The sequence below is a fragment of the Yersinia sp. 2545 StPb PI genome, assembly GCF_052217125.1.
GTDB classification, from domain to species: Bacteria; Pseudomonadota; Gammaproteobacteria; order Enterobacterales; family Enterobacteriaceae; genus Yersinia; species Yersinia enterocolitica_E.
Map to the genome: position 1 here is coordinate 2,731,216 of NZ_JAZGPY010000001.1, position 24,044 is coordinate 2,755,259.

Genomic DNA, 24,044 nt, shown 5'->3' on the forward strand with positions numbered 1-24,044 from the left:
CATCTATGACTTTATCTAAAAAATGATAAATTTAGCTCAAAAAGCAACATTATCCTGTATTTTGTACATTCAAATAAAATGCTTAAAAAATCAAATTAAGTAGTTTTATTACATCAAGAATTCATTTTATTTGCCGTTATACATTGCACCTCTTATTTAATATACGTAATGTTCATGAAAAAGTTCTCCGACCTATCCATTTTGACAAAGTTACTCTCAGGCTTTTCGGTTGTTATTGTTATGATGTTATTGCTAGGTGCTGTGGCACTATCACAGTTAAGCAGTAATAACGCCAGGCTGGAAGCCTATCGCGACAGTTGGTTACCGGGTGTTCGCTATGCATTAGAGATGCGAGGCGTTTTAGCCGAATTGCGCCTGCAGCAGGTTCAGTATATCGCCTCATCGACAGAAAAAGAGCGCGAAGGACACCGTCTGGAGATATTACAAGCCGTAGACAACTTTCGTGCCGCGCAAGATAGATTTCTGAAATTACCCGAAGGTTACAATCACTCCGAACTATTCAAGAGAATAATGTCAGATTTTGACCACTTTTCTCAGGCAAACAGTCTCGTTATTGATGCGGTTAATAATAATCAATTAGCTGAAGCCACTAAAGTTAGTGGTGATACATCAAGAAAATATCGCACACAGTTGATGAAAGACCTCGCTGAATTAGTCGTACTGGAAGTTCAAGGTGGGGAACAAGCTGCAACGGATGGTCAACAAAGCTTTAATACTGCCAAAAACGTACTTATCGCTTTATTGCTCTTTGCTGTTTTCATTTCTGCACTGCTTGCTGTCATGATTGCCCGCAACTTTTCTCGTTTATTGGGAGGAGAACCGGCCTATGCTGTGGCTATTATGGGCCATATCGCCGCCGGAAACTTATCCACTGAAATAAAACTTCGCCCAGGTGATAATAATAGCTTACTGGCTTCCCTGAATATCATGAACCGGCAGTTGAAGAAAACGATTAATGAGATCATGCATGGGAGCGAATCAATTTCTGTGGCGTCGAATCAGATTGCTCAGGGTAATGCTGACTTATCACAACGTACCGAGGAACAAGCATCCTCTCTGATTCAAACCTCAGCAAATATGCAGGAACTCACCCAAACCGTACGTCAGAATGCGGAGAATGCACGGCAAGCAAGTGAGTTAGCGGTTAATACAGCAGCAACCGCCACAGAAGGCGGAATTATTGTTGATGAAATGCTACTTCGTATGCAAGAAATCACCAAAAGCTCAAGGAAGATCGTCGATATTATTGCTGTTATTGAAGGCATTGCCTTCCAAACCAATATATTAGCGTTAAATGCTGCAGTTGAGGCCGCCCGAGCGGGCACCGAAGGTAAGGGATTTGCCGTTGTCGCAAGCGAAGTACGCACTTTGGCACAGAAAAGTGCAAATGCAGCCAAAGAGATAAAGCAATTAATTGTTGGTACGGTTGAGAAAATTAATGCGGGTTCAGAACGCGCTGACCATGCCAGTCAAGCGATGGGCGAGATAGTCGACTCGGTGGGGAAAGTTGCTCATATCGTTGGCGAGATATCGACGGCATCACACGAGCAACACATTGGTATTCAAGAGATCGGTATCGCTGTAGAACAGATGGATCAAGTTACGCAACAAAATGCCGCATTGGTTGAACAAGCCGCCGCCGCCGCACAATCATTAACGGAGCAAGGCGCGGAGTTGCGCCAGATTATCCGTTTCTTTCAAATTAATCAGCCATCATTAAGCTAAGGAAATAATGACTAAGCGCTAAGTTGTGTGAATCATAGCAACTTAGTGCCTAGCTCAAGATGATATGGCATCTTCTCTGAAGAACATATTCATTATACGGATTACAGAAGTTCTTTCTGTACCCAAAGGCTAATACTCCCGCCATTAACAGGAAATGTCGCCCCACCATCTTCATCTGTAGTAATAATATCCTGACGATTACCTAAGTAATCAGCAAACTCTTTATTTTCAAAACCTTCACCAAGGACGATTGTTTTTTCACTTTCTGCGCCATTCGAAAGAATCACCACACAACCGGGTGCCTCCGCCGTACCAGCACGAACAAAAGCAATACAGTTTTTATCATCAAAATAATCGGTTTGTGCGCCATGAGCGAAGCGTTGTCTGGCTTGAATTAGCCTCTCTAATTCAGCAACAACCGGCATCTCTATCTGATAAGTCCCCCCATCTTCACCGTTATCTTCATAATTGGCACCAAAAAGATCGGGGTAAAAAACACAGGGAATACCTTGTTCTCGTATTAAGATCAACGCGTAAGCCAAAGGTTTAAACCAAGGTTCTACAGGTGCTTCCAGGGCCTGAAGTGGCTGAGTATCGTGATTGGCCACCAACGTAATGGTATGTGACGGGTCAACTTCAATTAATGAGCCATTGAATATTTGCGTTAAATCAAAATCTTCGCCCTGTTTCGACGCTTCGTGAAACTTGTGATGTAAAGCAACGTCGAACAACATTACATTGCCTTCTACCCGTGCCAGATATTGTTGTAATTTTTCGATATCAGGGGACCAATACTCCGCAATAATCAGTAAATCATGTTCTGTTTCATTTTGTATATATTCTATCCATGCTTTAAAAAACCATGCCGGGATATGTTTTACTGCATCCAATCTAAAACCATCAATTGGTAGTGACTCCAGTAACCATTTCCCCCAATATTTTAACTCATCCATAACGGCAGGATTACGGAAATCAATATCCGCCCCCATCAGATAATCAAAATTACCTAACTCATCATCAACCTCTGTATTCCATCCCTCATCGCTATAATCGTTTACTATCTTAAAAACCCCCTCATCTGAGGGTTCTTCAATATAATCAACACCGGTAAAACACTGTTTATCCCAAACAAAGGATGAATAAGTTTCATTGCGGCCAGAAAACGTAAAACGGGTATAGGCAAGGGCATCGATAATATCATCGTCCATTTCAGTCCGGTTATCAGGATTAACTTTACGGACACTGACCTGTTCTTTTTCATCCGCCCCCATCTTGTGATTGAATACGACGTCAAAAAGAACTTTTATGCCATTCTCCTTCAATCGGTTAATCGCATTCTGTAATCCTTCTTTGTCGCCATATTTAGTCGACTGAGTCCCCTTCTGATCAAACTCCCCCAGATCAAACAAATCATAGGTGTCATATCCTACAGAATATCCTCCTGAGGCACCTTTATATGCGGGGGGAAGCCAAACGATATTAATTCCAAGTTGGCTAATATGTGCGGCTTGATCTGAGACCTCCTGCCATAATTTACCGCCATCAGGATAGTACCAATGGAAAAACTGGAAGATTGTGGGATTATTCATAGGCTTGATAACTCCATTTAACCGTATATCTCACAGTATGGCCCACTTTATAAAAAGTTGGATTGGCAATAAGGTAATAGACTGTGTATTCGTTTTAATAGTGAGTTAATGTAAGGTCGGCCAGAATTAAAAAGAGGTAATTTAAATGAAAATAGTGGATATCCCCTTCGGTATCACCGATTGGTCAGAAATAGAAACAACTGAGCATAAGGGGGAGCAAGGGGTTGCCTACTGGCGAACACAACTTTTTGGTCGTGTTAGAGTCCGTATGGTTGAGTACAGTGCTGGATACAAAGCTGACCATTGGTGTTCTAAAGGGCATATATTGCTGTGCCTTGAAGGCGAACTAAGCACTGAATTGGACGATGGGCGAAGCTTTATATTGAAGGCAGGTATGAGTTATCAGGTTGCCGATGGCGCCGAAGCACATCGTTCATCTACAATCTCAGGGGCCAGACTTTTTATTGTCGACTGATCACGTTTTTCGAAGATGTCAATGAGTCCTTTATATTCAGCTAGCAGCCAGTCCTCGGCTGTTAGCTGAAATAAACGTTGTTACTGCCCTTCAGGTAATGAATCAACGGGGTTATCCGGGTATAAAACCCGAATACGTCGTCTGACAATCTCGACCTGAAATGCTGCCATGACTGCAATCATGATCAGGATTTCACCAAACCCGCCTTGTTCCGTTGGTTGATTATAAAGATATTGCAGTGTCCCTATAATCCATTTAGAACCAACCAATAGCAGAAATAAAGTTATCGTCAGTGGTGTTCCCTTGCAAAAAATACGTCCATCAGGTTCACGCCAAATCTCTATAAGGCGACCTTGCAAAACACCGACAACAATACTAAATAAAACTCCGCTACCTAAAACTACCCAGGAAGTCATCGTAGCGGGCATATATGTTCCACCGACTACCAGGCCGACCATCCCGTAAACCCAGGCCCATTTAAAACGGGCGGGGCCTAAAGACACCTCGTGGCTGACCGACTGGCGGTACAATGCAAAAAGTGTTAGCACCAGAATAATCAGTATTTGTACGGGAGTCATCGCTATCTCCTTCAAGAGAAGCATCTAATCAGGGATAAAGTGCCTTAATCTGGCATAGTGGCTACCTGCTCTCGCAGTATATTCACGCTTTATCAGTCTTTGGCAACACCAAACAGAAGGTGACCCTTCCCGAACGGTTAACGAAGTCCGTCAACACGTACTGTATAAAGTTTAGGCTATTTCTCAATAAATAACAGAATCCGCATAATATTAATTTACTCCGCACTCCATATTAAATAGTTTTAACTATCCGTTATTACATCTCAATATCGCTTTAGCTAATCTCAGTCATTTGTATTTATAACAAAGGAATAACATTTGGCGGCTGCTCTGATATATTCAATATCTTTTCATTAGTGCTAAACTGTCGATGTTTTTTATTCAGGAGTAAAAAGTTAATTTAAAGGAGAAGAGAAATGACTCAGAATATTTATGATAATCAGGCATTTTTTTCAGGGTATGCACAACTTCCCCGTTCAGTTGATGGATTGGCTGGCGCGCCAGAATGGGAAGCCATTCGCCAGATGCTGCCGTCGCTGTCAGGAAGTAAAGTTGTAGATCTGGGTTGTGGCTATGGCTGGTTTTGTCGCTACGCACGCTCGCAAGGTGCCAGCGAAGTTTTAGGTCTGGATGTTTCAACGCGAATGTTAAACCACGCTAAAGAGATGACCACTGACGAAAACATTATTTACCGTCAGGAAGACCTGGAACATTTGCATCTACCACCACAGCTGTTCCAATTAGCCTATAGCTCACTCACATTGCATTATATAAAAGCACTGCCAGCACTGTTTGCCACGATTTATCAAGCACTAACTCCTGGGGGCAGTTTTGTTTTTTCCGCCGAACACCCTATCTTTACCGCAGCAAAGCAACCTGGTTGGTTAATTGCCGATAATGGGCAAAAATCCTGGCCGGTGAACAGTTATCAGGCGGAAGGGGAACGTATAACAAACTGGTTGGCAGAAGGCGTTATCAAGCAGCATCGGACATTAGGGACTTATATTAATTTTTTGATAAAACAAGGTTTTATAATTACGCATGTCGAAGAATGGGGACCAACAACACAGCAAATTATAGATTATCCTGAATTGGATGAAGAGAAAGAACGCCCTATGCTATTTTTACTTTCTGCGAAGAAACCTGAATAGAAATCGGGATGGTTTTTATTAAAAATTCCTGCATCAACTCGTGACTCTTGGGGAGGTTTACTCCCCCAGCGCCTGTTTGATATTGACTCGGCGAGCCTAAAAACCACTAACTCATTATAAAACCCCTTAATAGGGTTAAATGACCTATAGTATAAATTAAATGCAACGCTGTATGGGATCCATTATGTCTAATAAAAATCACGAAGAAACAACAGTTAATGAAGGTTTGGCTAAAATTCATGAAGCTTCAGAACAACTTACCGAAGAGCAAATTGAACAGTTGGCTGAAGAAGCCAAAGCCGCAGCCAGAGAGAATGTACAAAAGCATACACACGACTAATCAACAAAATGGGGGATGTATATGAACACTGTGCCGCCAGATGGATTACCAATATACCGGCTGATTACCGGACCAGATGATTCATCATTTTGTCACCGAGTGTCTGATCAATTGAAGCTTGGCTATGTATTATACGGCTCACAATCAATCGCTTATGACCCAGAGAAAAAGACGATAATTGCAGCACAAGCGATCATTTGGCCTGGGAATTGAGACTGATGGTAATAAAAGCTACCCGATCCACAGTTGGTAATTTGTGATACGGATAAATAGCTTCTTGGATTGAGTTTTACGTCTGTAAAATGTCATCTCACTGATGAGAAAATAACTATTTTTCAATGCGTTAAATTTATTTTTGATGTTGTTTTGTAGCCACACCCCGTAGTCTTTGGTCACTACTGCTAATCTTTGTTAGCGACACTTCGCGCTAAGTGGATAAGACAAGTAACAGGAGACGATGAATATGCAAGCTCCCCCGATACCTCAAGATGAGGCTAAGAGAATTGCTACATTACGCTCTTATAATATTCTCGATACCTCTCCCGAAGAACGCTTTGATCGTATCACCCGCTTAGCTAAACGTTTATTTAATGTGCCAATAGCGCTTATATCTATCGTCGACGTAAACCGGCAATGGTTTAAATCACATCCCGGACTGGAAACCAGCGAAACCCCCAGGGATATATCTTTTTGTGGTCATGCGATTTTAGGTGACGATATCCTTTTGGTACCCAATGCCCTTAACGACCTTCGTTTTAGTGACAACCCACTCGTTACCGACGATCCTGGCATTCGTTTTTATGCGGGTTGTCCGCTGGTTGTTCCCAATGGCAGTAAACTTGGCACACTCTGTATTATCGATCTTAAACCGCGCTCTTTAGATGAATACGACCAACAACTTTTATGTGACTTAGCGAAAATGGCTGAGCAAGAAATTGCTGCCGTTCAATTAGCAACTATTGACGAACTAACACAGTTAACCAACCGTCGAGGCTTTGAAATTCTGGCTCAGCATGCATTAACATTTTGCTCACATAATAATATTCCTGCCACTTTGATTTTCTTTGATCTAAATGATTTTAAAGAAATAAATGACAGTTATGGTCATGCTGAAGGTGATAAGGCATTAGTGACTTTCGCTGAGGAGTTACAGTTTTTCTTCCGTGACACAGATGTTGTCGCCCGATTGGGTGGTGACGAATTTGTCACATTACTCACGGCATCAGGTTGTAGTGATATGCCAGCAATATTAAGCCGCTTTAAGAATGCGTTAGAATTACGCAATAGCCAAGAATTGCGTGGTTATAATATTGATTTTAGCGTGGGGTACGCTAATTGCAATTTAGAGAAAGATACACCGATTAATGAACTACTCGCCGCCGCCGATTCATCCATGTACATGCATAAATTAGAGCTACGCACTAAAAAAAACCCTTTTTCTAAGAGTTAATGTCATGTGTTATTACACTTCTCAAAGCACCAGTAAGTCGTCGTGTTAATAATTAATCAAATCAAAACTAAATGCCTAAACAATAAATCTGCCAGGAGAGATATACCCGATATGCTCCTAAATGGTGCCGACTCCCTAAATAGGGGCACTAATTTAGTTATCCATAATAAAAATAAACTATTTTTCAATTAGTTAGATATGGCGCAAATATTGCTTGATTAAAGACCATAACAGCAAGGAGGAAGAAATGAGAGCAATGTCTGCGTACTACTTACAATATACTGTATTTCTGCTACTGGTTGCTGGAACCATCAATTTTATTTTTCAGTAACCACTAAAAGAGTCTCGCTAATGCGCGGCTCTTTTGTTTTATCTCGGGTAAAAAGTACAATAAATTGTCGTATTAATACGCAAAAAAATAATTGTTTGACTCATTGATCCTCACCCTACATGGCAGTCATACAGCCATTACGCCTCGACGTTTAGCCTAAAGTCGAAAGAATATTCTCAGGAAAGGTAGTATCAAACGTTTGAGCGATTTCCGCTTTCGACCACCATAGGTATTTACTGTTTACAGACCTCTCATATCACGGCCCCTGGATATTATGGAAAATTGAGATTTTTATTGTGCAATGTTAGTGAATAAAGCATTACGATTATCACAACTACGGAGAAAATAAAACTATTCAGCGCAAGCCTATAATCATAATTGATGTTTATTCAACTTTATTTACTCAATTAACATTCGGGTTTTAACGTGTTTTACCCATATTCCTGGTTAAGATATACATAAAAAAGTCAATTATTTAAATCGAGATTTACTATTTATATATCATAAGAAATAGGCTGAGAGAAGATATTGAGATACTAATAAGGCTTGTTCGTGGTTAACCTATCAATTTAATCCAGCATATAAAATAAACAGATGGAATATTAAATATTACCGATACAAATATGGCACGAAAATATAAATAAAACATATGAAATTTAGTGTAACTTATTGATTTTGTTGGTGGGTCGTGCAGGGTTCGAACCTGCGACCAATTGATTAAGAGTCAACTGCTCTACCAACTGAGCTAACGACCCAACGGCGATAATTATTCTCCTGTTAGCCTTGGCTGTCAAACATTTCATCGGATTTTTCTGTTTATACTGTTTATATCCCTCTCTGGAGATTAATTATTCATCTGTTCTTTACGATTATTGTTAGTTATGTGACTTCATGTTGTAATTCCAGATGCTGTGATGAACTTAACAAAATTCAGTGTGTGAAATATAAACACTGGAAAACGAGGCGTATTGTGCAATTATTGTTGCGAAGATATTAAATAATTCGCAAATTGTACTTAAAACATAGCAAAAAACTAACAGACAGACAGACAGACAGACAGACAGACAGACAGACAGACAGGTTAAGACCAAAGAGCCAACATAGAGCTCAACAACTTCACAAATACAGGAAGAGGGAATGGGAAAGATGGTAGACCAATCCAAGATAGTGGCAGAACAGTTGCCGGAACCTGAAGAGCACCTTCAACGAAGCCTCTCCAACCGCCATATCCAGCTAATTGCTATTGGCGGGGCTATAGGTACCGGATTGTTTATGGGATCGGGTAAAACCATCAGCCTTGCCGGGCCGTCGATTATTTTCGTTTATATGATAATCGGTTTTATGCTGTTTTTCGTGATGCGGGCCATGGGTGAGCTGCTGCTATCGAATCTGAAATATAAATCATTTAGTGATTTCGCTGCCGACTTACTCGGTCCTTGGGCTGGTTTTTTCACCGGCTGGACCTACTGGTTTTGTTGGGTCATCACCGGTATCGCTGATGTGGTTGCCATCACGGCTTACGCCCAATTTTGGTTCCCCGGTTTCTCCCAGTGGGTTGCCTCACTGCTAGTGGTTTTACTGTTGCTATCACTGAATTTGGCCACGGTGAAAATGTTCGGTGAAATGGAGTTCTGGTTTGCCATGATTAAAATTGTGGCAATTGTGGCACTGATCTTTGCCGGCTTAACCATGGTGTTAATGAGCTATCAGTCCCCTTCGGGTACCACCGCGTCATTTACCCATTTATGGAATGATGGCGGGATGTTCCCGAAAGGAATCAGTGGATTCTTTGCGGGCTTCCAGATAGCCGTTTTTGCTTTTGTCGGTATTGAGTTAGTTGGGACCACCGCCGCTGAAACCAAAGATCCTGAAGTGGTATTACCGCGTGCTATTAACTCCATCCCTATCCGCATCATCATGTTCTATGTTTTCTCATTGATTATGATTATGTCAGTGACACCATGGAGTTCAGTAGTTGCCGATAAAAGCCCGTTTGTTGAGTTATTCGTTCTGGTCGGGTTACCCGCCGCTGCGAGTGTGATCAACTTTGTGGTCCTAACCTCGGCGGCTTCGTCAGCTAACAGTGGCGTGTTTTCCACCAGCCGTATGTTGTTCGGTTTGGCAAAAGAAGGTGATGCACCAAAGCAATTTGGTAAGCTGTCGCGCCGTTCCGTCCCCGCATCCGGCCTGACATTTTCTTGTATCTGTTTGCTAGGTGGTGTGGTTCTCATTTACCTAATCCCGAACGTAATGACGGTGTTTACACTGGTCACCACAGTTTCAGCGATTCTGTTTATGTTCGTCTGGACCATCATCCTTTGCTCTTACCTGGTGTATCGCAAAAGACGCCCGGCATTACATAAGAAATCCATCTATAAAATGCCCGCTGGTATTTTCATGTCGTGGGTATGTATGGCGTTCTTTGCCTTTGTCCTGGTGCTGTTAACCTTGGAAAGTGATACCCGCCAAGCGCTGATAGTGACGCCGCTGTGGTTTGTCATTCTGACCATTGGCTATCTCATCTTGAAGAAGCGCAGAAGCTACTTGTACGATAACCGTAATCAGTAAGGCATCATCATCACCTATAGCGGTTGTTTTATTATCATCACCTTACTCCCTGCACGGGAGTAAGGTTTTTATATAGATATACTTAGGCTGCCGTGATTGCTTCGCGTAATCGGCGTGGCGTTAAGCCAAAATGCCGCTGAAAACGTGACGTAAAGCGGGACGGTGAAATATAACCGTGCTGTGCAGCGATCTCGCCAATCGAAAGTGATGTGGTTTGTAATGCATTTAATGCACACCCCATACGAACCTCTTCCAGAATCACGCGAAAACTACGATCTTCTTGCATCAGTTTGCGCCGCAAAGTTGAATCCCCAATATGCAAAGAGTGGGCGACGTCACTCACGCTCCAGTTGCGCGCCGGATCGAGCAGTAAAATTTGTTGTACCTGTTCCGCCCATTTATCTCGTCGGTCGATTAATAACGTCCCTGCCTGCCCAGCCAAGTGCAGAGCCAATAAAACCCCCATCGCCGCATGCTGTAAGAGCGCATCTGGCGCATGACACTTCACGTTGAGCAATAAGCTATCCCATGCAAGGCGGGTATGGCTATCCAGAGGAACACATAGCGATGCAGTTGCCACTGGCGTCACCGCCGAGGCACCGTACCAGTGGCGAAACTGGCGTAATAAACTTTGCGGCAGATAGACCATATCAGAACAATAATGCCCCCGATCCGGGGTATTCGCGATACTGACTTCGATACCGGCAGGAAACAAAATAAGCGACGATTGCCCCGCACTGGCAGCCTGTGCCCCCCATTGCACCAATTTACTGCCCTGACGGACATGGCACAGTGCCGGTGAAAACACCGTGACCCGATGCAACGTATGTGCTCGGCGGGCAACAATTTCAGCGCTGGAGATAGTCATCTGGCTATGATTTATCTGCTGCATACTTCCTGCTCTTGGATTAATAATTAGCGGCCATAAGTGGCAACCAGTTGCGTTTTCGCAATCACATTACTGTTGAGCATAAAACCCACCAATGCACCACTGGCATCACTATTGAGGGGTAATTTATCTGTTTTCAATGCCCACACAGTGAACTGATAGCGATGAGGTTTATCTCCTGCTGGTGGGCAAGCCCCTCCGAATCCCGCATAGCCGAAGTCATTGCGCCCCTGAACGGCACCAACAGGTAAAGTGCCATTTTTGCTCTGCCCAGCATTTGTTGCCAATGAATGAACATCGGCGGGGATATTCACCACCGTCCAATGCCACCAGCCACTCCCCGTCGGGGCATCAGGATCATAAGCGGTAATGGCGAAGCTTTTGGTTCCTGCGGGCGCACCCTGCCATGAAAGCTGTGGCGATTGATTCCCGCCATCACAGCCAAATCCGTTAAAAACCTGCTGGGTTTGTAAGGGTCTACCTTCAGGCATATCGCTACTTTTGACGCTGAAGGTTTGTGCCTGAGCAGATAATGACACTGCGATAATCGCCAGAGACAGTGCTATCTTTTTCATGATGGTTCTCCTGTGAGGTAAGTTAGTAGCTTACGCAAACAGGCTTGTTTACATTGTGCCATAACGCTCTGTTAGTGTGCCAAAAAGCTCAATCAAGAGCGTTAAGGCGTTTTATAACCAAGACGTCACGCCATGTGCAGGGTCGTCGCGGTAAAATGCTCGCAACAGCGGTTAAATAAGTCGTGATAAGCGTGTCAGAAAGCTGTCGGGAACATGTCATGCTGCTGTCGTGGCAGTGACGAGGGCTTAAGCATAGGTTTGTTGATATCGCTTCAAACCTCATAGGAAAATCAGTATGAACATGTATCGTATTCGTGAATTGCGGTTGGCCCGGGCCTGGTCACAAGAACAGTTGGCTGAACTTTGCAGTCTGAGTGTACGCACGATTCAACGCATAGAGAATGGTGAACAAGCCAGCTTGGAAACACTGAGTGCTATTGCGGCCGTCATGGATCTGAAAGTCAGTGAGCTGTATTGCCCAAATGTCTCTCAGGAACAGAGCACCCCGTCGCAAGCTGTTGACCAACGCGTCATTGATGCCCGCAAAGCGGTTGAGGATGAAATGTCTTTACTGCGTCAGTTACTGCGGGCGGTTATTCTGTGTGCAGTGCTGTTTGCTATCAATTGGTTTACTTCACCTGGCTATATGTGGGCCTGGTGGGTAGTGCTAGGGCTAAGTATCCCGCTGTGTCTGCGCGCAATAAATCTGTTATTGCTGGGTAATTGGGTCGAGCGCTGGCAGCAAAAACGCCTGCAAAAGAAGTTACGTAATCTGTAACAATATTGCGCTAATAAAACCAGCAGAAAGAGAAGGTTAGCTCATATCCCATTCATTTTGCGCACGACTAATAAGTTGCAGCCTGATTGTATTGGCGTATGGTTAATAGGTGTCATTAGCAGCGACTATGATTACATCATCAGCATTATTCAATAAATTTGATTGGAGCATAGCGAGATGGCGAAAATTTTAGTGCTTTACTATTCCATGTATGGGCATATTGAAACACTTGCCGGTGCGATTGCCGAAGGTGCCCAAAAAGTCAGCGGTGTTGAAGTGACCATCAAACGGGTCCCTGAAACCATGCCACCAGACGCCTTCGCCAATGCCGGCGGCAAAAACAACCAGCAAGCCCCGGTCGCAACGCCGCAAGAACTGGCCGATTACGATGGCATCATTTTTGGTACCCCAACCCGTTTCGGTAATATGGCAGGGCAAATGCGTACCTTCCTCGATCAAACCGGCGGGCTATGGGCTTCTGGTGCACTGTACGGCAAAGTTGCCAGTGTATTCTCCTCAACCGGTACTGGCGGCGGACAAGAGCACACCATCACCTCCACATGGACCACATTAGCCCACCACGGTTTTATCATCGTGCCAATCGGCTATGGGGCCAAAGAGTTATTTGATGTTTCACAGACCCGTGGCGGTACCCCATATGGTGCAACAACCATTGCCGGTGGTGATGGCTCCCGTCAGCCAACTGCTGAAGAGCTTGCTATCGCCCGTTTCCAGGGCGAGCATGTGGCAAAAATTACCGCCAAACTGGTAAGCTAACGCCCTTCAGACCTAATACCGCAGCGGGGTTAGTTTCGCTCAATATTCAGCCCATATCAGGGCTTGGCAAGTAGCGTTCAAATCTGCTTTGAGCATCAACCCTGCTGTCTGGCAATAAAAAAGCACCGCATGAAAGCGGTGCTTTTTCTTACTCATTAAACGGAGTTAGGCTTCAAGCAACCCTTGTGCCAGATAGTGGTTAGCATCAACCACCCCAGGTAACACGAAGAAATATCCCCCACCGATCGGTTTGACATACTCTTCTAACGCCTCACCGTTCAACCGTTTTTGTACCGTCAGGAACGCCTTTTCCAAATCAGATTGGTAGCAGACAAACAGCAAGCCCATGTCCAGTTGCCCTGAATTTGACACTCCCAGCGAGTAACTGTAGCCACGGCGTAACATCAGGTTACTCTGAGTTTCTGCGGTACGTGGATTTGCCAGCCGGATATGTGCATCTAACTTAATCACGTTACCATCGGGATCTTTGGTGTAATCCGGCTCATCATGTTCATGTAGGCTCCCCAAGGGGGCACCGCTATGTTTATCACGGCCAAAGATAGTCTGCTGTTCTTGTAACGGTGTGCGATCCCAAAATTCCACTTTAAAGCGAATAATCCGCGCCGCCTGATAGCTACCCCCGACTGCCCATGCGGGCTCGCCGATATTGCCCTGAACCCATACCACTTGATTAATCAGCGGCTTATCGCTGGTTTTGGGATTCGCAGTCCCATCTTTAAAACCCAACAAATTGATCGGCGTTTCTTTACCTTTGCTACGGGCCGCATGAGCAGAAATAAAACCTTCACGCTTCCACCGCACACTGAGTAAATCTGGCGTGTGCTTGATAATATCGCGCAGAGCGTGAATCACCGTTTCATTGGTATTAGCACAAATTTGCAGCAAGATATCACCATGACACAAACCCGCATCCAGTGAATCATTGGGGAAGCGCGTCATTCTTTGTAGCCGCAGTGGTTTCTGCCCCTGCAAACCAAACCGCTCATCAAACAAGGAATCCCCCACAGAAACCGTAATGGTCAGGTTATCTGGGTAAATTTCCGGCCCCATAATTCCAGAATCCAGCGGTGGCAATTTGGCATTAACCGAAGGTGCATGCCCGCCGCGGGTCAGGAAGGCCAGCCGCTCCGTCAGCAGTTTGAATAATCGGGTCAAGGCCGCCTTATCGGTGGCCAGTACATCAAATGCTACCAGCATCATGGCCGCTTGCTGTGGGGTTAATACCCCTGACTGATGCTGACCATAAAAGGGCTGCTTCTGCCAGCGTTCATCTTGCGCAAGTGCAGCCTCGGGTGCAGGGCAATCTGCCGCTCGGGCTATCTTTGCCCCGCCAAGAGCCAAGGCACCACTCATCATGCCCATACCCAGCAGTAAACGCCGACGGGAGGGCAACGCCGCCCCGCTACCATGTTGATACGACCCGTGTTGCGGGTCGGTTTTCTTACTCATCTTAATGCCTCAATCCAAACCCAATACGCCACGAAGCTGAGCAAGGTCTTCCGCCAGTGCCGTAATCGGCCCTTTCATAGCATTACGATCGGCGTCAGTTAACTTCTCGTAAGACTCATAACCCTCTTTCGTGCGATATTTCGCCAATACGCTATCGACGGTTTTGAAGTTAGCATCGATTTTTTGCAGCAGCGGCTGGTCGGCTTTTTCCAGCAATGGCCGCAGCAGATTAACAATTTTCTGTGCTCCATCAACGTTGGCCTGGAAATCCCACAGATCAGTACGACTATAACGGTCTTCTTCACCACTGATTTTGCTGGCCGCAACCTCTTCGATTAAGCCCGCAGCACCACCAACCACTTTATTTGGCGCAAATGTCAGGCCGGTGATGCGTTGTTGCAGTTCCAGGGTGTCCTTGTACAGTTGGTCGGCGAATTTATCCGCGCCTTTAGTGGTGTTGTCACCAAACAGGATTTTTTCTAACCGATGAAAACCGGTAAATTTCGGATCAGCGGCCTTCTGCTCAAAATCGTCCTCACGGGCATCGATACTGCCATCCAAATCTGAGAACAGTTCAGCAATCGGCTCGATACGCTCATAATGCTGGCGGGTTGGCGCATACAACTTGCGCGCCAGAGCCAAATCGCCTTTCTTGATTGCATCAGTAAAGGCTTTAGTTTGAGTGACTAATTGGGCAACTTCTTGTGTTACATAGACTTTATATTCAGCAATTGGCCCGACCAATGCCATCGCGTCCGGTTTTACCGCCGCGTTATCACCAGCCGCCGTGACTGTCAATTTACCTTTCGGGTTGCTGAGTAAGCCACAGGTCATATCGTATTCACCCGGCTCCAGATTAGCCGTCATCTTCTGGGTAAAGCCCGGGGCAATATTTTCGCGTTCCTCAACCACCATCACGCCTTTGAGGATCTCCCACTCCAACCCTTTCTGACTGGCATTATGAACAATAAATTGAGTTTTACCGGCAGGAATAGACAGCGCCATCGGCTCACACTGCTTATCGTTAACGGTAATTTTAATTTGTGGAATATCAGCTGCTTGTACGTTGATAGCCACAGCAGGTAGTGCCAGTAACGCGGCGTGCAATGCAGTGCGACGGAAGAACCGGTTAGACATGTGAAAATTCCTGAATTATTGGTTAGTTTTCCGCGCAGCAGGGGCAATTGTGGCCGCCGTAGTGCGTGGTGGAAGGAAAAAGAGGATCAGTGCCGGAATCAGATAGATAAAGTAGACCGCAACTTCGCTGATTGTTGGTGCTTCCTGATAGCCAAACATCCCTTCAAGGAAGGTGCCGAGCAGTGAATGAGTGGAGAGCACATTCGTCAAATCGAACGCGATATCCTGAAAATGATTCCACAGACCGGCTTCATGGAAAGCTCTGATGGCTCCGGCGGCCAGGCCTGCGGCGACAAACAAGATAAACAGGCTGGTCCATTTGAAAAATTTAGCCAGATGCAACTTAACGCCGCCCCAGTAGATAGCCATCCCCACCAAAATGGCGCAGGTCAGGCCAAGTATTGCGCCAATTGGCGCGCCAATCCCGACATCCTGCTGGAAAGCCGCCAGTAAGAAGAATACCGATTCAAGCCCTTCGCGGGCCACGGCAAAAAAGACCATCGCCACCAATGCCCAGCCCTGACTGCGGCCTGAGTTGAGTGCATTATCAATTGCCCCTTCCAGATGGACTTTGACTGACTTGGATACCTTGCGCATCCAGAAAACCATATAGGTTAAAATGCAAACTGCGACCACCGCAATAATACCTTCAAACAGCTCTTGCTGTTTTTGCGGAAACTCACCCGTGGTTTCATTAATAAAGATGCCGATAGCAAGGCATAGCGCGGCTGCCGTTACCACTCCAATCCACACTGCCCCCATCCATTGACCGCGTTGAGTACGCTTAAGGTAACTGGCTATCAAGCTAACAATCAGCGCGGCTTCCAGCCCTTCACGAAACATAATTAGAAATGGGACAAACATGCTAAGCACCCCTGCGCTGGATATGGGTATAAATATGTAATTATGAGTAACGTCAAATTTCGTAAAGAAAAGTAAAACTAAGAACGATAGTGATTATCATTCTGGCAAAAAGAAATTCAAGAGGCTAAATAAGAATATTGTTAAACAAACTGTGGCAAGTTGTTTCTGCCAGGTTAAATAACAAATAAATTCATTAAGATACGTTTTTTTAGGTCGCACCGCCCTCTCAGCCTATTTATCGATATCTGGCGCAATTTTCAGCAAAAAAAAGCCTCCTGTTGTACAGGAGGCGATGTTAAGCAACAGTAAATGTCATTAATAACTGCATGTGTGCGCTATTAAATGGTTTTAAACTCCGCTTCAGCATTACGGAAACGTTCAGTAATGGTATTACTTGGCGTATTGCCCAACAAGCTCACCACCACAATGGCGATACTGGCAAATAGGAAGCCTGGTATAATTTCATACAAGCCCAACCAGGCATATTGCTTCCAGACTATAACCGTAATAGCACCGAGCAACATCCCTGCCAGTGCGCCATTGCGAGTCATTCGTGGCCAAATCACCGAGATAAGAACCACAGGACCAAATGCGGCGCCAAAACCAGCCCATGCATAGCTAACCAGACCAAGAACCCGATTATCCGGGTCCGCTGCCAGTGCGATAGCTATCAATGCCACCAGCAACACCATGGCACGGCCGACCCACACTAACTCTTTCTGGCTGGCCTTTTTACGCAGGAATGCTTTGTACAGGTCTTCCGTCAACGCACTAGAACACACCAGTAACTGGCAGCTTAAGGTACTCATGACGGCTGCCAGAATAGCGGACAGTAAAATACCGGCAATCCATGGATTGAAGAGTAATTTAGCTAACTCAATGAAAACACGTTCGCCATTTTGGCTCACATTCCCAGCTTGTTCAGGATGGTTTTCAAAGTAAGCAATACCAAAGAAGCCCACCGCGATGGTCCCTGCCAGACAAAGGATCATCCAAGTCATACTGATGCGGCGTGCACTACGAATAGTACGGTGAGAGTCTGCCGCCATAAAACGCGCCAGAATATGTGGCTGACCAAAATAACCCAATCCCCAACCGAGTAGAGAGAGGATGGCAACCAGATTCAGCCCTTTAAACATGTCGATATTCGCGGGATTTTTCGCAGCAATGACCATCATGGAAGTGTCGATACCTCCCACCGCCAGAATAACAATAATCGGGGTCAGGATCAGAGCAAAAATCATCAGCGTTGCTTGTACTGTATCCGTCCAGCTTACTGCGAGGAAACCGCCAATAAAGGTATAGGCGATGGTGGCCGCAGCACCAGCCCATAATGCGGTGCCATAGCTCATATCAAACGTACTTTCGAATAAACGCGCACCGGCAACGATTCCTGAAGCGCAATAAATAGTGAAGAAAACCAAGATAACTACCGCTGATATCACCCGCAGCAATTTACTCTTATCTTCAAAACGGCTGGTGAAATAATCAGGCAATGTCAGTGCATTGTTATTGGCTTCGGTATGAACCCGCAAACGGCCTGCGACCAACTTCCAGTTAAGATAAGCACCAATCGTTAAACCAATGGCTATCCAGCTCTCGGAAATACCCGACAGGAATATTGCCCCCGGTAATCCCATTAATAACCAGCCACTCATATCGGAAGCACCGGCAGATAATGCAGTGACCACACTGCCTAAACTTCGCCCACCCAGAATATAATCATCAAAGTTATTGGTTGCCCGGTAGGCCATGAGGCCAATTAATATCATCCCAAAAATGTAAACTAAAAAAGTCACCAACATTGGCGTATTCATGGTCATGCAACGTCTCCATAGTGCGTATTATCGTTTTAATATATCCCGCTATTTTGAGTTCTTTCCGCTCAGTGCGGTGTCATGTTTTCACTCTGGAGAGCCGGAACGTGACACTCAGTTGCACCAGAGATGAATCTCGAACTCAAATAAACTACCAGCACAACTATTCGCTGGCGAACGGCCATCTCGCGGTGGCTATCCTAGTGGAGGAGTTTCCTTACTCACAACAAATTAAACAAATTTTTTACAAAAAATTCACCCTGCATCACATTACGCCATGTTAGAGGTTACACCTTCCATTGCAAAATGAGTCATACCTAAGGTTAATCCCTCACAAAGCCTACCATTGTTAGCATTAGCCTTAGTTAAACATAATATTCGATCCCTCCTACGCCCCGCTCGATTGTTAAAAACAAGACTGAATTCACACTTCATTCACGCCGTGATTTAACACGGTTGCACAAAGTTGCAACATGCCTGATATTATCAGGAATCAAATCATAATCCCCCTTATTAAAGGAGCCGGACAGCATGGGTAGCACCACAATGGGCGTGAAACTCGATGAAGCAACACGCGACCGTATCAAGGGCGCGGCACAGCGTATTGACCGCACGCCACACTGGCTGATCAAGCAGGCCATTTTTAACTATTTGGAACGACTGGAAAGTGGCAGTGAGCTACCCGAATTGCCAACACCCCATGTGACCCCTATCGCGGAAACGGACGATATTATGCCGCAAGTCACTGAAAGCGCACATCAACCATTTTTAGATTTTGCCGAGCAAGTGCTACCACAATCAGTAACTCGTGCGGCCATCACTGCGGCCTATCGTCGTCCCGAAACTGAAGCCATACCGATGTTATTGGAGCAAGCACGTTTACCGGCCGATTTAGCGCAAGAAACCCATAAGCTGGCCTATTCCATTGCTGAAAAATTGCGTAACCAGAAGAGTGCTAATGGTCGCGCGGGTATCGTGCAAAGCTTACTGCAAGAGTTCTCCCTCTCTTCACAAGAGGGTGTGGCATTGATGTGTCTCGCGGAAGCACTACTGCGTATTCCTGATAAGCCCACTCGTGATGCACTGATCCGCGATAAAATCAGTAACGGCAACTGGCACTCTCATTTGGGGCGCAGCCCGTCGATGTTTGTCAATGCGGCGACCTGGGGGCTGCTCTTTACCGGCCATCTGGTCTCTACTCATAATGAGGCTAAGCTCTCCGGCTCCTTAAATCGTATTATCGGTAAAGGTGGTGAGCCATTGATCCGCAAAGGTGTGGATATGGCGATGCGCCTGATGGGCGAGCAATTTGTGACCGGCGAGACCATTGCCGAGGCATTGGCGAACGCCCGTAAACTGGAAGATAAAGGATTCCGTTACTCTTACGATATGTTGGGTGAGGCAGCACTGACAGAGGTAGATGCTCAGGCTTATCTGCTCTCCTATCAACAAGCAATCCATGCTATCGGCAAAGCCTCAAATGGCAGGGGAATTTATGAAGGGCCAGGTATCTCAATTAAGCTGTCCGCCCTGCACCCTCGCTATAGCCGTGCTCAATATGAACGAGTAATGGATGAGCTGTATCCACGGCTATTATCGTTGACCTTGCAAGCACGGCAGTATGATATTGGCATTAACATTGATGCAGAAGAGGCTGATCGTCTGGAAATCTCCCTCGATCTGCTGGAAAAACTCTGTTTCGAGCCAAAATTGGCAGGCTGGAATGGTATCGGTTTCGTCATTCAGGCATACCAAAAACGTTGCCCCGCCACTATTGATGCCGTGATAGATATGGCCCAGCGCAGCCGCCGCCGGCTGATGATTCGCTTAGTCAAAGGCGCATACTGGGACAGCGAGATTAAACGCGCTCAAGTTGATGGGTTAGAAGGTTATCCGGTTTATACCCGCAAGGTGTATACCGATGTCTCTTATCTGGCTTGCGCGCGTAAATTACTGGCCGTACCTAATCTGATTTATCCCCAATTTGCCACTCATAACGCGCATACCTTGTCCGCTATCTATCATCTTGCAGGGCAAAATTATTACCCCGGCCAGTATGAGTTCCAATGCCTGCATGGCATGGGGGAACCGCTATATGAACAAGTCGTCGGGAAAGTTGCCGAGGGTAAGCTTAATCGCCCATGTCGTATTTACGCTCCGGTCGGTACCCACGAAACCTTACTGGCGTATCTAGTGCGCCGCCTGCTGGAAAACGGGGCCAACACATCGTTTGTCAATCGCATTGCCGATGCCACTCTGCCATTGGATGAACTGGTCGCTGATCCTGTTAGTGCTGTAGAAGCCATTGCCGCCAGTGAAGGGCAACTTGGTTTGCCTCATCCACGAATCCCGTTACCACGCGACCTCTACGGTAAAGATAGAGCCAATTCCAGCGGATTAGATTTGGCCAACGAACACCGTTTGGCCTCGCTCTCCAGTGCTCTCCTCACCAGTGCCAGCCAGATATGGCGGGCAGAACCGATGATTGACGCAGAAAGTGATAACGGTATAGGACTTGATAACCTAATAGAGCAAGCCGTTATCAACCCGGCAGAACCCGCTGATATCGTCGGTTACGTTCGCGAAACAACGGATGCTGAAATCAGTCGTGCGCTAGATGCGGCTGGCAGCGCGGGGGCTATCTGGTTTGCAACGCCACCGGCTGAGCGTGCGGCTATTTTAGTGCGCGCCGCCGAACTGATGGAAAGTCAGATGCAAGCATTGATGGGGATACTGGTACGAGAGGCGGGTAAAACCTTCAGTAATGCCATTGCCGAAGTGCGTGAAGCTGTTGATTTCCTGCACTATTATGCTGGAATGGTACGAAACGATTTCTCCAATGATAGCCACCGCCCTCTTGGCCCTGTGGTTTGTATCAGCCCGTGGAACTTCCCGTTGGCAATATTTACCGGCCAGATTGCCGCAGCATTAGCTGCCGGTAACAGTGTCTTGGCAAAACCGGCAGAACAAACGCCACTGATTGCTGCGCAAGCTGTACGTATCTTGCTAGAGGCCGGTATTCCTCACGGCGTACTGCAACTATTACCAGGACGAGGCGACAACGTTGGGGCGACATTGGTCAATGACAACCGTGTGCGCGGCGTGATGTTTACCGGCTCAACCGAAGTCGCTGCTATTTTGCAACGCAGCATCGCAGGCCGCCTTGATCCTCAGGGCCGCCCAACGCCGCTGATTGCCGAAACCGGTGGCCTCAATGCCATGATTGTTGATTCCTCTGCATTGACGGAACAGGTGGTGACCGATGTCGTCGCATCAGCCTTTGACAGCGCGGGCCAACGTTGTTCGGCCTTGCGTATTCTTTGCATTCAGGATGATGTTGCTGAGCACACGTTGCAAATGTTGCGTGGCGCGATGGCCGAGTGCCGGATGGGTAATCCAGAACGCCTGTCTACAGATATTGGGCCGGTGATTGATGCCGAGGCCAAAGCTGGAATTGAGCGCCATATTCAGGCCATGCGCGCCAAAGGGCGTAAAGTTTACCAGGCTGCCCGCACCAACAGTCAGGACGAAACCGAGTGGCAACGCGGTACCTTTATTAAGCCAACATTAATAGAGCTGGATAGCTTTGATGAGTTGAAAAAAGAGATCTTCGGGCCGGTACTGCATGTGGTACGTTTCCAGCGTCAGAACCTTGGCGCCTTAGTCGATCAAATCAACGCATCCGGCTATGGTTTAACCTTGGGCATTCACACTCGTATTGATGAAACTATCGCCCAAGTCACTGAAAAAGCTAAGGTAGGCAACCTCTACGTTAACCGCAATATGGTTGGGGCAGTGGTTGGCGTACAACCTTTTGGTGGTGAAGGGTTGTCAGGAACCGGCCCTAAAGCGGGTGGTCCACTGTATCTGTATCGCCTGTTGTGCAGCCGCCCAGAAGATGCAGTTCTTAAGACACTGGCACATCAAAATATTGAGCAACCACAGAATATGGCTGGTCGCGAAGCATTACAAATAGCCCATCGCGCCCTAATACAATGGGCTGACAAACAACAATATGCTGAATTAGTACCTTTAGCGCAGCGCTATGGCGAACTGGCGCAAGGTGGCACCATACAGTTATTGCCTGGGCCAACCGGTGAGCGCAACAGTTATACCCTACTACCACGTGAACGTGTTCTTTGTCTGGCGGATAATGACACTGATGCTCTAATACAACTGGCAGCCGTTCTGGCAATCGGCTGCGAGATCTTATGGCCAGAACAGGGGATACAAAAGGATCTGTTACGCCAGCTACCGGCGGTAGTGCAATCCCAAATTACCCTTACCCATGACTGGCAAACCGCCAACGTACCGTTTGATGCCGTTATCTATCACGGTGATGCTGATCAATTGCGCACCTTGTGTGAGCAGATAGCGCAAATTGAGGGGCCAATTGTCTCGGTACAGGGCTTCGCCCGTGGTGAAACAAATATACTGCTGGAACGTCTGCTGATTGAGCACTCACTGAGTGTGAATACCGCCGCCGCGGGAGGAAATGCCAGCCTGATGACCATCGGCTAGCTAACTAAGCTCACTCTTTTTCGCACTTAGAGTGCCTGCACCAATAAGGTCCTTCGGGACCTTATTCTTTACGTAGACTCCGGTCGCAACTGACGGGTTATTATTCGATATGTGCCGCATTCCCCGATGTAAAACGGGTATGAAACTATTTTCCTCTGGTAGCCTCTCGCATATTTCACATCACTCTGTTGAGCCTTCCCTGGTAATTAACTCATTATAAATTCAGACAAATGACGGAACTGTATACGCCCCTAGCTTTCTTCTTAGTGAAGATCTTATGTACAACCCTTCTCAGGAGTGATAATAATATTCATGTCTGATAAAAAGATTGTCGATGAGACTCATCAAATTGCTAACCGGCGGGGTAATGGTCAATTACGCCGTGAAATATGGGCTGATCGGGCCGGTACTATCACCCGTTATAATTTAGCCTATATCAATCACCATTTATCACTGGGTGATAATGGTTGCGTAATAGGTTACGACAATGCGCATGGTTTTCACCATCGCCATTACTTAGGTGGCATTGAAGCAGTTGATTTTGTCAGCTTTGAACAGATAGAGGATTGCTTTCAGAAGGATTGGACTTCATTAAGGAGAAGTTAATGGACAAACTGGTCATCAAAACAGCAACGGAAGATGATTTTTTCAAACGAGGCAAACAACTCGCGGTTCTGGCAGATGCAGGGAAAGCCTTACCTGAAGAACACACTATTACCTTTGAAGACCCATTAGCGATGGTGCGGATATTAAGTGCTGCGCGCATTGTTCTGCTGCAGGCGGTAAAAATGCACCCTGGCTCTATCACCTCCCTTTCAACCCGTTTAAAAAGGGATCGCAGTGCCGTCACCCGCGATGTGGCTATTTTGAAAAAAGCAGGGTTGGTCACCGTCGAACAAAAAGTATTACCGGGCCATGGGCAGATGAAGGAAGTTAAAGCTACCGCGCTTCGCCTTAAGCTGGAAGCCTTTTTGTAAGATGATTTGAT

At 46.1% G+C, this 24,044-nt stretch carries 20 protein-coding genes and 1 tRNA gene; 12 read left to right on the top strand and 9 right to left on the bottom strand.

Translation table 11 applies throughout. The features are described 5' to 3' along the window. Positions 1-174 precede the first annotated feature (174 nt). On the top strand, positions 175-1,746 hold the full coding sequence (locus V1955_RS12645) for a methyl-accepting chemotaxis protein (protein WP_372569053.1): 1,572 nt from the start codon (positions 175-177) through the stop codon (positions 1,744-1,746). Positions 1,747-1,847: 101 nt separating this feature from the next. On the opposite strand, the gene amyA is transcribed toward V1955_RS12645, so the two are convergent. Next, on the bottom strand, positions 1,848-3,335 hold the full coding sequence (gene amyA / locus V1955_RS12650; protein WP_083159117.1) for an alpha-amylase: 1,488 nt from the start codon (positions 3,333-3,335) through the stop codon (positions 1,848-1,850). 145 nt (positions 3,336-3,480) lie between these two features. Here amyA and V1955_RS12655 point away from each other — a divergent pair, with 145 nt between their 5' ends. Further along, entirely contained in the window at positions 3,481-3,810 is a 330-nt protein-coding gene (locus tag V1955_RS12655) for a DHCW motif cupin fold protein (RefSeq protein WP_083159118.1), read from the top strand. An 80-nt stretch (positions 3,811-3,890) separates the two neighbouring features. On the opposite strand, the gene V1955_RS12660 is transcribed toward V1955_RS12655, so the two are convergent. After that, positions 3,891-4,388, bottom strand: a complete 498-nt coding sequence (locus V1955_RS12660) for a hypothetical protein (RefSeq protein WP_083159119.1) — start codon at positions 4,386-4,388, stop codon at positions 3,891-3,893. A gap of 416 nt (positions 4,389-4,804) precedes the next feature. Here V1955_RS12660 and V1955_RS12665 point away from each other — a divergent pair, with 416 nt between their 5' ends. From V1955_RS12665 to V1955_RS12680, 4 genes are all read left to right on the top strand, one after another. Next, entirely contained in the window at positions 4,805-5,539 is a 735-nt protein-coding gene (locus V1955_RS12665; RefSeq protein ID WP_083159120.1) for a class I SAM-dependent methyltransferase, read from the top strand. 172 nt (positions 5,540-5,711) lie between these two features. Next, positions 5,712-5,879, top strand: a complete 168-nt coding sequence (locus V1955_RS12670; RefSeq protein ID WP_372569050.1) for a hypothetical protein — start codon at positions 5,712-5,714, stop codon at positions 5,877-5,879. A gap of 21 nt (positions 5,880-5,900) precedes the next feature. Next, positions 5,901-6,092: a DUF1737 domain-containing protein gene (locus V1955_RS12675; protein WP_083159121.1), complete on the top strand. Its 192-nt coding sequence runs from the start codon at positions 5,901-5,903 to the stop codon at positions 6,090-6,092. Between the two features lie 244 nt (positions 6,093-6,336). Further along, positions 6,337-7,329 carry a sensor domain-containing diguanylate cyclase gene (locus V1955_RS12680; RefSeq protein WP_102970429.1) on the top strand — a complete coding sequence of 331 codons (993 nt, stop codon included), beginning with the start codon at positions 6,337-6,339 and terminating at the stop codon, positions 7,327-7,329. A 1,010-nt stretch (positions 7,330-8,339) separates the two neighbouring features. On the opposite strand, the gene V1955_RS12685 is transcribed toward V1955_RS12680, so the two are convergent. Further along, a tRNA-Lys gene (locus V1955_RS12685) sits at positions 8,340-8,415 on the bottom strand. Between the two features lie 391 nt (positions 8,416-8,806). Between V1955_RS12685 and cycA the strand changes: the two genes are divergently transcribed. Next, entirely contained in the window at positions 8,807-10,228 is a 1,422-nt protein-coding gene (cycA, locus tag V1955_RS12690) for a D-serine/D-alanine/glycine transporter (protein WP_193784822.1), read from the top strand. Between the two features lie 82 nt (positions 10,229-10,310). Here cycA and V1955_RS12695 read toward each other — a convergent pair whose 3' ends face one another. Then, positions 10,311-11,120, bottom strand: a complete 810-nt coding sequence (locus V1955_RS12695) for a helix-turn-helix transcriptional regulator (protein ID WP_083159124.1) — start codon at positions 11,118-11,120, stop codon at positions 10,311-10,313. 23 nt (positions 11,121-11,143) lie between these two features. Then, positions 11,144-11,692, bottom strand: a complete 549-nt coding sequence (locus tag V1955_RS12700; protein ID WP_083159125.1) for a kinase inhibitor — start codon at positions 11,690-11,692, stop codon at positions 11,144-11,146. A gap of 295 nt (positions 11,693-11,987) precedes the next feature. Between V1955_RS12700 and V1955_RS12705 the strand changes: the two genes are divergently transcribed. Further along, entirely contained in the window at positions 11,988-12,470 is a 483-nt protein-coding gene (locus tag V1955_RS12705; RefSeq protein WP_083159126.1) for a helix-turn-helix domain-containing protein, read from the top strand. A gap of 177 nt (positions 12,471-12,647) precedes the next feature. Then, positions 12,648-13,247, top strand: a complete 600-nt coding sequence (wrbA, locus tag V1955_RS12710; protein WP_083159127.1) for an NAD(P)H:quinone oxidoreductase — start codon at positions 12,648-12,650, stop codon at positions 13,245-13,247. 165 nt (positions 13,248-13,412) lie between these two features. Here wrbA and efeB read toward each other — a convergent pair whose 3' ends face one another. The 4 genes from efeB to putP all read right to left on the bottom strand — a co-directional run bounded on the left by efeB (position 13,413) and on the right by putP (position 18,541). After that, entirely contained in the window at positions 13,413-14,717 is a 1,305-nt protein-coding gene (gene efeB, locus V1955_RS12715; protein WP_442820959.1) for an iron uptake transporter deferrochelatase/peroxidase subunit, read from the bottom strand. 9 nt (positions 14,718-14,726) lie between these two features. Next, the gene (gene efeO, locus V1955_RS12720; RefSeq protein ID WP_420073311.1) at positions 14,727-15,854 is read right to left on the bottom strand and encodes an iron uptake system protein EfeO; all 1,128 of its coding nucleotides are present in this window, start codon (positions 15,852-15,854) and stop codon (positions 14,727-14,729) included. A 15-nt stretch (positions 15,855-15,869) separates the two neighbouring features. Further along, positions 15,870-16,718 (bottom strand): iron uptake transporter permease EfeU, encoded by an 849-nt coding sequence (gene efeU, locus V1955_RS12725; RefSeq protein WP_372569044.1) that lies wholly within the window; start codon positions 16,716-16,718, stop codon positions 15,870-15,872. Between the two features lie 338 nt (positions 16,719-17,056). Then, positions 17,057-18,541 carry a sodium/proline symporter PutP gene (putP, locus tag V1955_RS12730; protein ID WP_083159131.1) on the bottom strand — a complete coding sequence of 495 codons (1,485 nt, stop codon included), beginning with the start codon at positions 18,539-18,541 and terminating at the stop codon, positions 17,057-17,059. Positions 18,542-19,066: 525 nt separating this feature from the next. Here putP and putA point away from each other — a divergent pair. From putA to V1955_RS12745, 3 genes are all read left to right on the top strand, one after another. Continuing rightward, positions 19,067-23,056: a trifunctional transcriptional regulator/proline dehydrogenase/L-glutamate gamma-semialdehyde dehydrogenase gene (gene putA / locus V1955_RS12735; protein WP_420073312.1), complete on the top strand. Its 3,990-nt coding sequence runs from the start codon at positions 19,067-19,069 to the stop codon at positions 23,054-23,056. Positions 23,057-23,368: 312 nt separating this feature from the next. Then, complete coding sequence (locus V1955_RS12740) at positions 23,369-23,662, top strand: toxin-antitoxin system TumE family protein (protein ID WP_083159133.1); 294 nt, start codon at positions 23,369-23,371, stop codon at positions 23,660-23,662. After that, positions 23,662-24,033: an HVO_A0114 family putative DNA-binding protein gene (locus V1955_RS12745; protein WP_442820960.1), complete on the top strand. Its 372-nt coding sequence runs from the start codon at positions 23,662-23,664 to the stop codon at positions 24,031-24,033. The genes V1955_RS12740 and V1955_RS12745 overlap by 1 nt, the downstream gene beginning before the upstream one ends. Positions 24,034-24,044: the final 11 nt, after the last annotated feature.